The following is a 13,924-nucleotide window of genomic DNA, read 5'->3' as shown; positions in this document are numbered from 1 at the left end:
GGCTGCATAGCCGACTTCCACTACAGAGTCAGCCCAACTTAAACGGCAACTCCCTCGGCGTCTTCCCCGTCAACCGCGCTACCGCATTCGCAAACGCCGGTGCCAGCGGAGGCAGGCCGGGTTCACCCATGCCCTTCGGCGGATCGGCGCTGGGCACGATGTGCACGGTCACCTGAGGCATGTCGGTGATGCGGGGCACGGCGTAGTCGCCGAAGTTACTCTGCTCCACAACACCGTCCTTGAGCGTGATGGCGGCACCGGGCAGGCAGGTGCCCAGCCCCATCAATGCGGCGCCTTGCACCTGGGCTTCCACGCTCTTGGGGTTGACCACCAGGTTGCAATGCACGCCGGCGGTGATGCTGTGCAGCTTGGGCGTGCCGTCTTTGACGGACGCCTCGACCACATAGGCCACCACCGACTCGAACGATTCGTGCACCGCCACGCCCCAGGCGCGACCAGCGGCCAGCTTCTTCTTGCCGTAGCCCGACTGGGCGACGGCAAGTTGCAGCGCCGCCTTGTGGCGCGGGTGCTTGTCGCCCATCAAGGCCAGGCGGTAGGCCACCGGGTCCTGCTTGGTGGTGCGGGCCACTTCGTCGATCAATGTCTCCATGGCGTAGGCCGTGTGGGTGGAGCCCACGCTGCGCCACCACAGCACCGGCACGTTCACGTCCGGGTGGTGCACCGACAGCTTCATGGGCACGTCGTAGGGCTCTTTCATGCCTTCGATGGCCGTGGCGTCAATGCCGTTCTTGATCATGAAGGCCTCGAACGGTGAGCCCTTGGTGATGGACTGGCCGACGATGGTGTGGTCCCACGCCAGGATCTTGCCCTTGGCGTCAAAGCCGATCTCGGCGCGGTGCACGTGCATGGGGCGGTAGTAGCCGCCCTTGATGTCGTCCTCGCGGCTCCACAGCGTGCGCACGGGCGCGGTGATGCCTGCGGTGCGCGCGGCCTTGGCCACGCCGCAGGCTTCCACCACGTAGTCGCTGGTAGGGATGGCACGGCGGCCAAAGCCGCCACCGGCCATCTGGGTGTTCACCTTCACGTTTTGCGGCTGCAGACCCAGCGTTTTGGCGGCGGCCATCGCGTCCAGGCCGGGCATTTGCGTGCCCATCCAGAGTTCGGCTTTGTCGCCGTCCAGTTTCACGGTGCAGTTGAGCGGCTCCATGGGCGCGTGCGCCAGGTAGGGGAAGACGAATTCGGCGCTGATCTTGTGCGCTGCGCCTGCCAACGGCGCCATGTCGGCCTGCATGGCCACGTTGCCGGGCTTGGCGGCCAGTTCGCGGTATTGCGCCAGCAGCGCAGTGGTGTCGGGCTTGGTCACCGCGCTAGTGTCCCATTCCACCTTCAGCGCATCGCGCCCCTGCTTGGCAGGCCAGTAGCCGTCGGCCACGATGGCAATACCCTCCCCGCCCCGGTCGGTGGGCACGCGCAGCACGGCCTTCACGCCTTTGATGGCTTTGGCGGCGCTGTCGTCCAGCGACTTCACCTTGGCGCCAAACACGGGCGGGCGGGCCACCACGGCCGTCAGCATGCCGGGCAGGCGTACGTCAATGCCGTAGTCCTGCTGGCCGCTCGACTTGGCCTTGGCATCCAGGCGCCCGGTGGGCTTGCCGATCAGGCGGAACTGCTTGGGGTCCTTCAAGGTGACTTTTTCAGGCACGGGCTGCTTCATGGCGGCTTCGGCCAACTGGCCGTAGCCCAGCTTCTTGCCGCCGGGGCCCACGACGAAGCCGTTGCTGGTGCGAAGGGCCGACGCGTCCACACCCCATTGCGCGGCAGCCGCCCCGACCAGCATGGCCCGGGTGCGTGCGCCCAGTTCGCGGTACTGGGTGTACGAGTTTTTGATGGAGTTGGAGCCGCCCGTGAGGTGCATGCCGAACGCGGGGTCGGCATAAGCCGGGTTGGCGTCGCCGTGCACGCTGCGCACCTTGCTCCAGTCGGCATCCAGTTCCTCGGCCAGGATCATGGGCAGGCCGGTTTGCACGCCCTGGCCAAAGTCCAGCCGGTTGATGGTGACGGTGACGGTGCCATCGGCATCAATGCGCACAAAGGCCGAGGGCTGCTCGTGCGGCTTGAGGCCTGTGGGTGCCGCAGCCGCCGCGCCCTGCACAGCAGACACCAGCGGAAACGCGCCCAGCGCAAAGCCCGAGGCCGCAGACACCTTGAGGAAGGTACGGCGTGCCACGCCGTCCGACGCATTCAATGCTTCCGAATTGATAGCGCCTTGCGCTTTATCCACTATCGCTTGGAGGTGTTTTGGCATGAAATGCTGTGCCTGGCCCTGCAGGGCATGGGGTTCGAAGTGCATGGTGATCTCCTTCAATCAGGCCAGGGTCTTGGCAGCGTCGTGGATGGCGGCGCGGATGCGCACGTAGGTGCCGCAGCGGCACACGTTGCCGGCCATGGCAGCGTCGATGTCGGCATCGGTGGGCTTTTTCTTGCCCTTGAGCAGCGCGGTGGCGCTCATGATCTGGCCGCTCTGGCAGTAGCCGCACTGGGCCACGTCGTGCTTGACCCAGGCAGCGTGCACGGCCTTGCCCACCTTGTCGTCGGCGGCAATGGCTTCAATGGTGGTGATCTTCTGTCCCGCTGCCGCCGAGATGGGCGTGATGCAGGACCGCACCGGCGCGCCGTTCAGGTGCACGGTGCACGCGCCGCACAACGCCTGGCCGCAGCCAAACTTGGTGCCGGTCATGCCCAGCGTGTCGCGCAGGGCCCAGAGGATGGGGGTGGATTCGTCGGCATCCACGGCCGTGTCTTTGCCGTTGATATTGAGGGTGGGCATCGTGGAACTCCTTGGGGTGAAGGTCAGCGCTCAAAAGCACAGCGCAATCGGTAGGGCGGCGTGGGCAGAGGTCGAGCCGCTTCGTTGTTTTAAGAGAATAACTATTCGATTAAACCGCAAAAGCCAAGTTTTTGCAGCGACCCGATTTACGCCTTGATGGCATCCCAGCACAGCCCAAACGCCATTTGGTGCACGGCCTCGTCATCGGGCAGCACCTGGGTGCGGATCAGGTTGCCGGTCTCCCGCACCGAGCCCACCAGGCTGGCCGTGAGCAGCGGAATGGGCACGGCTTTGAGGATCTCCTGCTGCTGGCCTTCCTCCATCAGCGCAAAAAAGCCTGCCATCAGCCGGGTCGAAAATTCGCGGTTGCCCTGGGTGAACCAGGGCGAGTTGTAGTACTGCTCCTGGAACACCACCTCGGCATACTGGTCCAGCCGGTGCCGCAGCAGGTTGCCCCAGGCGCGGCGCACCCGTGCGCGGTAGGGCATGCCAGGTTCTATGCCGTCCATGATGCGAGCGGCGGTGACGGTCTTGGCGTCCTGGTACAGCTGGCTGATGAGTTCGTCCTTGGACGGGTAGTACACGTACAGCGTGCTGGTGGCCACGCCCGCTGCCCGGGCAATGTCGGCCAGGGTCAGGCCGCTCAGGCCCCGCTGGGCCACCAGTTCAAAGGTGGCCTGGGCAATGGCGCGCTGTTTTTCGTCGTCTTTGGGTTTCATCGGAATCAGGAATATAAGCGAACACAAATTCGACCACTACCAAAGCCCGTGCGCATGACTACGGCGCCCTGCCCTAACGCAAAGAGCCATGGTACGAGGGATGCACAATCGTGGCCATGACCACGAACTCCATCGCCGACCTCCGCAAGAGCTACGAGCGCGCCGAACTCAACGAAGACGCCTCGCACGCTGCCCCCCTGCAGCAGTTTGACCAATGGCTCAAGGAAGCCATCAGCGCCGAAGTGCCCGAGCCCAACGCCATGACACTGGCCACCGTGGGCAGCGACCTGCGCCCCAGCACGCGCATCGTGCTCATCAAGGGCTATGACGAGCGCGGCATCGTCTGGTTTACCAACTACGACAGCCGCAAGGGCCGCCAGATTGCCGGCAACCCTTATGCCGCCCTGCAGTTCCACTGGGTGGAGTTGGAGCGTGTAGTGCGCATCGAAGGCGTGGTGGAGAAGGTCAGCGACGAGGAAAGCGACGAATACTTCCACAGCCGCCCGCTCGACTCCCGCATCGGCGCCTGGGCCAGTCCGCAAAGCCAGGTCATTTCAGGCCGCAGCGTGCTGGTGGCCAATGCGGCCAAGTACGGTGCGCAATTCATGCTGAAACCGCCCCGCCCGCCGCACTGGGGCGGCTACCGCCTCAAGCCAGACCAGTGGGAGTTCTGGCAGGGGCGCAAGAGCCGGCTGCATGACCGGCTGCGCTACCGGCTGGACTCGGGCGAATGGGTGCGGGAGCGGCTGGCGCCCTGAACACTGCTGGCCGCCCTGCGTGAGCCTTACCAATGGGTAACCAAGTGGATTCCACATCCGAAGTCGTTTACCTTTGTCTCAACCCGGAGTCTGAGCTGCCCCAGCTTTCTCTGGGGAGCTTTCGCGCCATCGTCGTGATTGAGTTGGAAGTGTCTGCGCTCTGGCAGAACACTGTGAGCGACTGGCTGGTAAGTTCAGGATGTCTACAAATGATGGCCTGGGGTCTTGGCAGCAGTTCCTGGGACGACTCTGTGGACTGGGCCAATATCAGCCAGTTTGATCATGGAGATATACCGGACGAGAGCTTTGTGCTGACCTCATGGCATGAGGATCAGTCCTTGCAAGAGGTCATGCATTTCTGCAAACACTTCGCAGACCATCCGTTTGCAGATCTACGTTCAACGCTGCTTTTGCATATCGCGCACGAGCCGCGCGAAGAAGGAATTTGCAGGTTGTACAGCGATGCCTAGCCGATCAAACAGGCTGCTGAACGAAAGACTTGCGCACCGCTGCGGATATCACCCCACCACCCACCGCGTGACCGCCAAAATCACCACTGGCATGGTCACCAACCCCATGGCGGTGGACACCGCCACGCTGGCCGTCACCTCTTCCTCTGCCACGCGGTAGCGCTGCGAGAACAAAAACACGTTGGCCCCCACGGGCAGCGATGCTGCGACGATCATCACGGCCAGCGGCATGCCCGACAGGCCCAGCGCCCAGCCCATGCTGGCTAGCACCAGCGGGTGCACCACACATTTCACCAGCGCAATGCGCAGCGCGGCCTTGAACTGGTGGCCGACCTTGGTGAATGCCAGCGTCACCCCCACCAGCAACAGCGCAATCGGCCCAAGCGCCTGGCCCAGCAGTTGCAGGGGCTTGCCCACCACCTCGGGCACCACCAGCCCGGTCTGCGCAAACAGCAGGCCCGCGATGATGGGCAGCGGCACGGGGTGCACGATGCCGTTGCGGATGGCCTGCAGCACGGTGCGCCACATGGGCTGCTGCACCCCGCCCGGGCGCCCGGCATGTTCGCGCGCGGCCGCCAGCTCGAACACCACGGTGGCAGCCGTCAGCAGGATGAGCGAGTGCACCGAGATCAGCGTGAACAGCGTGACCAGCCCTGCCTCGCCAAACACCAGGCCCACCAGCGGCACGCCGATCATCAGCGTGTTGCTGAAGGTGTTGGCCAGCGCCCGCGCGGCGCCCAGCGTGTTGAAGCCCTGCACCGCCAGCGTGGCGGCATAGACCACACCAAACGCCACAAAGTAGATGCCCACGGGGCCGAAGTTGAGGTCTTCCAGGTGTACCGTGCTCATGGTGCGGAACAGCAGCGCGGGCGTGAGCACCATGAACACGAGGTTGGCCAGGTCCTTGACGGACTCGGCACGTATCCAGCCGCGCCGCCCCACATAAAAGCCGATGGCAATGAACAGGATAACGGGGATCAGCGAGGTGAAGACAGGAGAGTTCACGGAGAAAAGCGCGCCAGGTCGGCAAGGGTGGGCGCCGATTGTCTCCCATGATCTCTGCCGACTCTGCGTGGTGCGTCTGGTGCACCCCGATAATTTGCTATATTTTGAATAGCTATCAGCGCATATTCCACTAGCACTTGGCGCCGATTCCTTTCAAGTCCTCTGGCCTGCACCCGCTGGGGGCGTATCCGCTGCGGCGCGCGGTGCGTCCGCCGGGAGCAGAGCCAGCAGCCCTTGCAGCCCCTCCACCCGGTGGTCTGCCAGAGGCCAGGGCTCGACACCCGGCCGCACGGTCTGGACGGTGGTGGCCCCCAGCGCGCGCCCGGCCGCCAGCTCGGACAAGGGGTTGTCGCCCACCACCAGCATCTGGCGGGGCGTGCAACCTTCGCTGGTCAGGATCTGTTCAAAGAGGGCCTGCTTGCCGTGCCCGGCACCAGTGGGTGGTGCGTCAATCGCGTCGATGAGGACTTGCTCGAACCAGGGGCGTATTCCCAGTGCATCGATCTTGCTGTTCTGCAGGCGCCGAAAGCCGCTGGTGACCAGGTAGCGCCGCAACGGAATGCGAGGCAGCAGGCCGATGTCGGCATAGCCCTGCAGCGGCGGCCTGGCCTTCATCTGGCTGAACTGCCGCCACCCGGCCGCACGCATCGCGGGAGTGAAATGGTGGCGCTGGGCCACCAGGTCGAACGCAGTGAACCAGCAAGCCTGCAGCGCCTGGTCCAGGGCCTGCGGGCTCAGCGCGCCCTGGTTGGCCTGCCGCACAGCCTCGAACGCGGGCTCGAACAAGGGGCCCACCGCCCGCGCATCCATCAGGCAGTTGTCCAGGTCAAAAACAGCGACGGTGTAGTCCAGAGGCATGGCTCATCAAAAAGGGGGTTAACAAAGCGGTGTGGTGCATGCAGTGCGCATACCAAGCAAATGCCGCGCGCCTTATCCAGCCACCACGGATACGCCATGGTCTGCCAGCGTCAGGCTGACCGGGGCACCCACATCCAGCGGCAACTCCACCAGGGGCGACACCACAAAAATGGCGCCCAGGGCGCTGGCAAACGTGTATTCCATGACGCTGCCCAGGTAGGTGCAGCGGATGACCCGCGCGGCAAGGCCTGCCGATGTGGCCGGGCCAATCACCCAGGCCTCCGGGCGCACGGCGATCTTGACCGGGCCTGTAGGCAGTGCGGCGGGTGACGGTACGCGCAGCGGGCCCAGCTGCGCATACCCGGTGTCTGCGGTGCTGCCCGGGCTGGGCGCGTGGTTCTGGGCTGCGAACAGCATGGCCTCGCCCATGAAACCGGCCACAAACTCGGAGGTCGGTTGCTCGTACAGCGCGCTGGGCGCGCCGCTTTGGGCGATGGCGCCCCGGTCCATCACCACGATCTGGTCGCTGACGGCGAGCGCTTCGGACTGGTCGTGGGTGACATAGGCCACAGTGAGCTTCAGGCGCTGCTGCAGGGCGCGAATCTCCTCGCGCATGGCGCGGCGCAGGCGGGCATCCAGGTTGGACAGGGGTTCGTCGAACAGCAGCACGGCGGGCTCCAGCGCCAGCGCGCGGGCCAGCGCCACGCGCTGCTGCTGCCCGCCCGACAGCTCGTGCGGCCTGCGCTGGTCCAGGCCATGCAGGCCCACGGTGTTGAGCATGGCACGCGCCTTGTCGCGCACCTGCTGCCTGCCCAGTCCCGACAAATGCAGGCCGTAGACCACGTTATCGATGACATTCATGTGCGGAAACAGCGCGTAGTTCTGGAACACCAGGCTCACATTGCGCTGCGCAGGGCCGAGGGGGGTCACATCCTGCCCGTCGATAAAGATACGGCCCGATGTGGGTGATTCGAGCCCGGCAATCAGGCGCAGCGTGGTCGTCTTGCCGCAGCCCGATGGCCCGAGGATGGTGGTAAGCGTGCCGCGCGGCACGCTGAAGCTGATGTGGTCCACCACCAGCGGAGCGTCGGGCGATGAGCCGTACCGCTTGCTGACATCCCGGAACTCGATGCCATGCGCGGCAGGTGTCTCGGAGGGGGGCGTCACGGGCATCTCATTCTTCCCAGGCCACGACGGCATCCACGCCGATGACCTGCCCCGCGTCCATGCGGTTGAACAGCGTGACCTGCGCGCCCATCGCCTCTGCAATCTGCCGGCAGATGGATAACCCCAGCCCCACCCCACCCTGCCCGGCCGAAAACGGCTGGAACAATCGCTGCCGCACAGCGTCATCGATGCCGGGGCCCTCGTCCCACACCAGCACCTCTCGCCGCCCCGTGCTGTCGCGCAGCAGCACCCCCAGCCGCCCGTGGACGGGCGTGTGGTGGATGGCGTTGGCCAGCAGGTTGCGCATCAGCTCGCCCAGCAGCGCCGCGTCGCCGGGTGCCCACAGCGTGTCGGGGCCCTCCAGCGCAAAGTCAAGCCGCTTGGCCGCAATCAGCGGGGCCAGCTCCATCACGGCCTCGCGGGCAATCGCGTTCAGGTCCACGCTGGGCAGCTCGCCCATGCGCTTGAGCTGCTCCACCTTGCTCAGGCTGAGCAACTGGTTGGCCAGGCCCGAGGCGCGGTCCACGGTGTGCAGCATCTGCTGCAGCGCATCGCCTACCAGCATGTCGCCTGCCATGGCGGCCTGCAGCTGGGTGCGCAGCACGGCCATAGGGGTACGCAGCTGGTGGGTGGCATCGGCCAGAAAGCGCCGCTGCTCCTCGATCCAGCGGCTCTGGCTGCGTTGCAGCTCGGCAAAATGCTGCACGGCGGGCGCGAGTTCTGACGGGCCTTCGTAGATGCGCTCTGCCGTGACCGCAGCGTCGGTGCTCAGCGGCCGCATCAGCGACACATCGGCATGCTGCAGCCATCCCGACGCCGCCCGCGCCAGCAGCACCGCCACGGCGGTCATCGCCAGTGCCAGCAGAAGCACCCACCACAGGCCCGAGCCACCGCCCAGCAGGCTGCGCGCACCCGGCAGGCGCTCGCCCAACGGGCGTGCCACCTGTCGCACCACGGGCGCAGCTGCGGATTGCCCGCCATTCGCCACGGTGGGCTGGTACAGGGTCACAGCCACCCGCACCAGCCGGTCGCCCACTTGCGCCAGGTAAAAGTGCACGGCACCCGGGTCACGTACTGCCTCGGTGGGGGGCACACGCGGAAGGTCAGCGCTGCCCGCCAGGCGTTCGCCGTCCAGATTGCTCTCGCGGTACCAGACGCCGGGCGCTGGCTGGGCAGGCAACGATGTGGCCGGGTCTACTGATAGATCTGCAGGCCAATGCGCCAGCGCCTGGCGCAGGGCCTCGTCCTGGGCAGCGGCGTCCTGCTGCGCCTGGTAGGCCCATTGCACCGCGCAGATCACGGCCACCAGCGCCCACAGCGGCACCAGCCAGCCCACCAGCAGCAACCGCTGCAACGAGCCGCCACGCGGCCGCCAGGGCCTGCGCTGCCACCAGCGCAGCGTCACCGGGCCACCCCGCCTTTTTCGGATTTCTCGGATTTTTCGGCTTTGTCCGTCTTGTAGGCGGCCATGCTGTCGGCGTCGCACAGCAGGTAGCCCACGCCGCGCAAGGTCACGATCTCAGCGTTGGTGCCCACCAGCTTTTTGCGCAGCCGGTGCACCACCACTTCCACCGCATCGGCTTGCACCTGCTCATCGGTGTTGGCAAACACCTGGGTGCGCAGCTCTTCCTTGCTGACCACCCGATCCACGCGTGACATCAGCAGCCGCAGCAATTCGGACTCCCGCTGCGACAGCTCCAGCGGCAAGGCATCGTTGTAGAACACGCCGCTGCCCGGCTCGCGGTACAGCGCCCCGCAGCGCAACTGCCCGTCGCGGCCCACGCGGCGCGTGAGGGCCCGCAGCCGCGCCACCAGTTCGTCCAGGTCAAAAGGCTTGGCCAGGTAGTCATCGGCCCCGGCCTCCAGCCCGGCCACTCGGTCTGTGACGGCAGCGCGGGCCGTCAATGCCAGTACCGGCGTGGTGCTGCCGCCATCGCGCAGGCGCCGCAGCACCTCCAGCCCGTCCAGGCCCGGCAGCGACAGGTCGAGCGTGATTACGTCAAACGCGGTGCGCCGCGCTGCCGCCAGTGCCTCCTTGCCATCGGCACAGCACAACACCTCGAACCCACGCGCCACCAGGCTGCGGCTCAGGGCGCCAGCCAGATCAAAATCGTCCTCGACCAACAGCAGTTTCATCCCCCGATCATGCCGCCTGTGGCGGGCTGGGGCCACTGTGCTTCTACGGACAGGCGATGAAAGCGAAGCGAAAGGCGGTGCACACCCCTCCACGGCTGTGCGCTGTACAGTAATGCGCAGTATTTTCGAAACCGCCTCAATGAGATACCTCCGGAACCAGACAGCGCTGCCAGGCCTTTATCGAAGGAACTTGCAGTTGGTGGCAACCGCACTGGCCATGTGCACGGTGCTGCCGGCCCAGGCATCGCAGTCCCTGCGCTGCAATGGATCACTGGTGGGCAAAGGCGACTCTCCCGTGACGCTGCTGCAGAAATGTGGTGACCCCATCTACCGCCAGGGCGTGTGCGTTTCCATGCTGCAGCTGGGCTGGGTGGTGACCCCCTATCGCCCCGGCAGCCCCGCAGCGGTGCTGGCCAACCAGTGTGTGCCCATGGAAGAGTGGACGTACGACCGGGGGCCTGGCACCTTTCTGGGGGTGGTTCGCATCTACAACGGCGCCATCGAATCTGTGCGCGACGGCGACCGCAGCCGGTAGCGGGGGCCGCTGGCCCTCCTGCCTGTCATATTTCCAGGAAGCCGCTCAACCCTCAAGAAGTCGCGGCGATGACGATGCTGGATTCGTCAAAAACCGCCGTGGCTTGTTGGCCCGCTCGAGCCTTGGTGCCTGCGGCGGCAAAGCCCACCAGCTGGATGCCACTGGGCAGTTGCAGCACCACCTCGGGGGCGGCGCCCCGCGCCACGCTCCGCACCACCCCGGCCATGGCATTGCCTGCGGGACTGGCCCGGTCCGGTGCCACCTGAACCGCTGTTGCCTTGCACAGCGCCAGCACACCCAGCCCGGCCTTCAAACCCAACAACTGTGCGCTGACCCGGGTGATGGATGCGTGCAGCGCCTGCCCATCCGCCAGCAGCAGCTGCACACGCACCTGCCCGCCCACGGCCCGCAACTTGCCCACGGTGCAAGGAAACTGGTTGCGCATGCTGGTGCGCAGCGCCAGTGCGGCGCGGCCCGTCGCCGCATCGTCGTCGCTGTGCAGTCGGCTCAGCACCTGCTGGCGCGCAGCGGCCAGCGCATGGGCGGCCTGCAGCACCCGCTGGCCTGCCGGGGTCAGCGCGGCCCCTCCGCCGCCGGTGCCGCCCACCACCTTCTCGACCAGTGGCACCCCGGCCAGGTTGGTCAGCGTCTCCAGCGCCTGCCAGGCGGCCTTGTAGCTCACGCCCGCACCCCGCGCAGCCTCGGAAATGGAGCCCACCTCGACGATGCGGCGCAGGATGTCGATGCGTTTGTCCGTGGCCTCGTGGCCCAGCACATCGGCCAGGGGCAGGGAAGAATTGCTCATGCGGGCATGTTAACTGCACGATGCCGGCGTTTGCAGTACCGCTGTTCATCAGTGGAATAACGCAGCGGCGGCTATGCTACAGTCTCGCTATTCCAATGAAGAATAGCGAGGTTACCGTGAAACGTTTTCTGTTGTCCCTGGCCACCTCCTTGGCGATGGCGTTTTCAGCCCATGCGGGCGAGGTGTGGGTGGCCGTGGCGGCCAACTTCACGGCCCCCATGCAAAAGATTGCCAGCCTGTTCGAGCAGGACACCGGCCACAAGGCCACGCTGGCTTTTGGCTCTACAGGGCGGTTCTATGCGCAGATCAAGAACGGCGCGCCGTTTGACCTGCTGCTGTCCGCCGACGATGAAACCCCGGCCAAGCTCGCTAAGGAAGGCCTGGCGGTCGATGCCAGCCGCTTTACCTACGCCATTGGCAAGCTGGCGCTGTGGAGCAAGCAGCCCGGCCTGGTGGATGCACAGGGCCAGGTGCTCAAATCCGGCACCTTCGACAAGATCGCAGTGGCCGACCCCAAGCTCGCCCCCTATGGAGCTGCCGCGGTGGAAGTGATGACCCAACTGGGCGTGCTGAACACCCTGCGACCCAAGTTTGTGCAGGGTGAGAACATTGCCCAGACCCATCAGTTTGTCGCGACCCAGAATGCCCAGCTCGGTTTTGTCGCCCTGTCGCAGGTGATGGCCGATGGCCGCCTGGTGGAGGGCTCGGTGTGGGCTGTCCCTGCAACGCTCTACTCCCCTCTGCGCCAGGACGCCGTGCTGCTGAACAAGGGCCAGGGCAACGCCGCGGCGGCCGCGTTGCTGCAATACCTCAAGGGTGACAAGGCGCGGGCGGTGATCCGTGGCTTTGGCTACGAGCACTGAGATACTCACACCCATCCCCGCCACCGCCGTTTTCCTCCATGCCCCTGGGCCCTGAAGCACTGCAAGCCGTCTGGCTGACCCTGCAGCTCGCCACCCTCACCACCCTCGTGCTGCTGCTGATCGCCACGCCGCTGGCCTGGTGGCTGTCGCAAACGCAGTCCTGGTGGAAGGGGCCGGTGGGCGCCTTCGTGACCCTGCCGCTGGTGCTGCCTCCCTCGGTGCTTGGCTTTTACTTGCTGGTGGCCATGGGGCCCGCCGGGCCGCTGGGGCAGTTCACGCAGGCCATGGGCTGGGGTCTGCTGTCGTTCACTTTTACCGGGTTGGTGATTGGCTCGGTGGTGTTTTCGATGCCGTTTGCGGTGCAGCCGCTGCAGCACGCTTTCGAGTCCATGGGCCGCCGCCCGATGGAAGTGGCCGCCACCCTGCGAGCCAGCCCGGTGGATGCGTTTTTCACGGTGGCTTTGCCGCAGGCCCGCACCGGCCTGCTCACCGCAGCCATCCTGAGTTTTGCCCACACGGTGGGGGAGTTTGGCGTGGTGCTGATGATTGGCGGCAACATCCCGGGCAAGACACGGGTGGTCTCCACCCAGATCTACGGCCATGTGGAGGCCATGGAATACGCCCAGGCGCACTGGCTGGCGGGCGGCATGGTGCTGTTCTCGTTCGTGGTGCTGCTGTGTCTGGCGCTGCTCAAGAACCGTGGCTCGCGGGTGCTGCCATGAGTGCGCCCGGCGACCTGCGCATCCGGCTCGCGCTGCCGCGTGCCGACTTTGAACTGGACGTGGACCTGCACCTGCCCGGCAGCGGCATCACGGTGCTGTTCGGCGCATCGGGCTCGGGCAAGACCAGCGTTCTGCGGTGTGTGGCGGGGCTGGAGCGCGCACGCCCTGGCCTGGTGGCCGTGGCCGGCGAGGTGTGGCAAGACGATGCCGCCCAGGTGTTTCTGCCCACGCACCAGCGGGCGCTGGGCTATGTGTTCCAGGAGGCCAGCCTGTTCGAGCACCTCAACGTGCTGGGCAACCTGCGGTATGGCCTGAAACGCGCCCGGTCTGCGCAGGCTGCGGCCACGCTGCAGGCCGCCATCGAGCTGCTCGGCATCAGTCGCCTGCTGCAACGCCGGCCGGGTCAGCTCTCGGGCGGCGAACGCCAGCGGGTGGCCATTGCCCGTGCCCTGGCAACCTCCCCCCGCCTGCTGCTGCTGGACGAACCCATGGCCGCTCTCGACCTGGCGCGGCGCCAGGAGATCATGCCCTGGCTGGAGCGCCTGCGCGATGAGCTGCACATCCCCATGCTGTATGTCACGCACTCCGCCGACGAGCTGGCGCGGCTGGCCGACCACCTGGTGGTGCTGGAGGGTGGCCAGGTGAAGGCCGCCGGGCCGGTGGACCAGGTGCTGTCGTCCGTGCAACTGCCGGTGGTGCTGGGCGACGACGCGGGCGCGCTGCTGCGCGGCCAGGTGCTGGAGCGAGACACAGCCTGGCATCTGGCGCGTGTGGGCTTTGCAGGTGGCGCCATGTGGTTGCGCGACAGCGGCCTGCCTGTGGGTCAGACAGTGCGGCTGCGGGTGCTGGCCCGCGACGTGAGCCTGACGGTGCAGGAGCCCATGCAGACCAGCATCCAGAACCACCTGCCCTGCGTGATCGACTCCATAGCACCCGACGCACACCCTTCGCAAGCGCTGGTGCGGCTGCGCTGTGGCGAGTCATTTTTGCTGGCGCGGGTCACCCACCGGTCCTTGCACGCGCTGGGCGTGGCGCCCGGCAGCGCGGTGTGGGCCCAGGTCAAATCGGTGGCGATTGTTCCCTGATCCAGCCACTAGC

15 protein-coding genes are annotated in these 13,924 nt (G+C 66.2%); 6 read left to right on the top strand and 9 right to left on the bottom strand.

Annotation, left to right across the window (positions count from 1 at the left end):
• Window positions 1–28: 28 nt before the first annotated feature.
• The 3 genes from C380_RS11900 to C380_RS11890 all read right to left on the bottom strand — a co-directional run bounded on the left by C380_RS11900 (window position 29) and on the right by C380_RS11890 (window position 3,507).
• Window positions 29–2,311 (bottom strand): xanthine dehydrogenase family protein molybdopterin-binding subunit, encoded by a 2,283-nt coding sequence (locus C380_RS11900; protein WP_015014101.1) that lies wholly within the window; start codon window positions 2,309–2,311, stop codon window positions 29–31.
• A 15-nt stretch (window positions 2,312–2,326) separates the two neighbouring features.
• Complete coding sequence (locus C380_RS11895; RefSeq protein WP_015014100.1) at window positions 2,327–2,788, bottom strand: (2Fe-2S)-binding protein; 462 nt, start codon at window positions 2,786–2,788, stop codon at window positions 2,327–2,329.
• A 146-nt stretch (window positions 2,789–2,934) separates the two neighbouring features.
• Window positions 2,935–3,507, bottom strand: a complete 573-nt coding sequence (locus C380_RS11890) for a TetR/AcrR family transcriptional regulator (RefSeq protein ID WP_015014099.1) — start codon at window positions 3,505–3,507, stop codon at window positions 2,935–2,937.
• Between the two features lie 116 nt (window positions 3,508–3,623).
• Here C380_RS11890 and pdxH point away from each other — a divergent pair, with 116 nt between their 5' ends.
• Window positions 3,624–4,265: a pyridoxamine 5'-phosphate oxidase gene (gene pdxH, locus C380_RS11885; RefSeq protein WP_043565363.1), complete on the top strand. Its 642-nt coding sequence runs from the start codon at window positions 3,624–3,626 to the stop codon at window positions 4,263–4,265.
• A 44-nt stretch (window positions 4,266–4,309) separates the two neighbouring features.
• Window positions 4,310–4,735 (top strand): hypothetical protein, encoded by a 426-nt coding sequence (locus tag C380_RS11880; RefSeq protein ID WP_148279954.1) that lies wholly within the window; start codon window positions 4,310–4,312, stop codon window positions 4,733–4,735.
• A gap of 48 nt (window positions 4,736–4,783) precedes the next feature.
• On the opposite strand, the gene C380_RS11875 is transcribed toward C380_RS11880, so the two are convergent.
• From C380_RS11875 to C380_RS11855, 5 genes are all read right to left on the bottom strand, one after another.
• Entirely contained in the window at window positions 4,784–5,740 is a 957-nt protein-coding gene (locus tag C380_RS11875; protein WP_015014096.1) for an AEC family transporter, read from the bottom strand.
• A 153-nt stretch (window positions 5,741–5,893) separates the two neighbouring features.
• Entirely contained in the window at window positions 5,894–6,598 is a 705-nt protein-coding gene (locus tag C380_RS11870; protein ID WP_015014095.1) for an HAD family hydrolase, read from the bottom strand.
• Window positions 6,599–6,670: 72 nt separating this feature from the next.
• On the bottom strand, window positions 6,671–7,771 hold the full coding sequence (locus tag C380_RS11865) for an ABC transporter ATP-binding protein (RefSeq protein WP_015014094.1): 1,101 nt from the start codon (window positions 7,769–7,771) through the stop codon (window positions 6,671–6,673).
• Window position 7,772: 1 nt separating this feature from the next.
• Entirely contained in the window at window positions 7,773–9,170 is a 1,398-nt protein-coding gene (locus C380_RS11860; protein ID WP_015014093.1) for an ATP-binding protein, read from the bottom strand.
• Window positions 9,167–9,901: a response regulator transcription factor gene (locus tag C380_RS11855; RefSeq protein WP_015014092.1), complete on the bottom strand. Its 735-nt coding sequence runs from the start codon at window positions 9,899–9,901 to the stop codon at window positions 9,167–9,169. Before C380_RS11855 ends, C380_RS11860 begins: the two co-directional genes overlap by 4 nt.
• Before the next feature lie 199 nt (window positions 9,902–10,100).
• Here C380_RS11855 and C380_RS11850 point away from each other — a divergent pair, with 199 nt between their 5' ends.
• Window positions 10,101–10,436 carry a DUF2845 domain-containing protein gene (locus tag C380_RS11850; RefSeq protein ID WP_238544098.1) on the top strand — a complete coding sequence of 112 codons (336 nt, stop codon included), beginning with the start codon at window positions 10,101–10,103 and terminating at the stop codon, window positions 10,434–10,436.
• Window positions 10,437–10,488: 52 nt separating this feature from the next.
• On the opposite strand, the gene C380_RS11845 is transcribed toward C380_RS11850, so the two are convergent.
• The gene (locus tag C380_RS11845) at window positions 10,489–11,241 is read right to left on the bottom strand and encodes a TOBE domain-containing protein (RefSeq protein WP_015014090.1); all 753 of its coding nucleotides are present in this window, start codon (window positions 11,239–11,241) and stop codon (window positions 10,489–10,491) included.
• Between the two features lie 95 nt (window positions 11,242–11,336).
• Here C380_RS11845 and modA point away from each other — a divergent pair, with 95 nt between their 5' ends.
• The 3 genes from modA to modC are packed head-to-tail and all read left to right on the top strand — an operon-like array spanning window position 11,337 to window position 13,911.
• Window positions 11,337–12,104: a molybdate ABC transporter substrate-binding protein gene (gene modA, locus C380_RS11840; RefSeq protein ID WP_043565361.1), complete on the top strand. Its 768-nt coding sequence runs from the start codon at window positions 11,337–11,339 to the stop codon at window positions 12,102–12,104.
• A gap of 38 nt (window positions 12,105–12,142) precedes the next feature.
• On the top strand, window positions 12,143–12,826 hold the full coding sequence (gene modB / locus C380_RS11835; protein ID WP_015014088.1) for a molybdate ABC transporter permease subunit: 684 nt from the start codon (window positions 12,143–12,145) through the stop codon (window positions 12,824–12,826).
• Complete coding sequence (modC, locus tag C380_RS11830) at window positions 12,823–13,911, top strand: molybdenum ABC transporter ATP-binding protein (RefSeq protein ID WP_015014087.1); 1,089 nt, start codon at window positions 12,823–12,825, stop codon at window positions 13,909–13,911. Before modB ends, modC begins: the two co-directional genes overlap by 4 nt.
• Window positions 13,912–13,924: the final 13 nt, after the last annotated feature.

This window comes from Acidovorax sp. KKS102, assembly GCF_000302535.1.
Lineage (GTDB): Bacteria > Pseudomonadota > Gammaproteobacteria > Burkholderiales > Burkholderiaceae_C > Acidovorax.
This window is presented reverse-complemented; position numbering and strand designations above follow the sequence as displayed.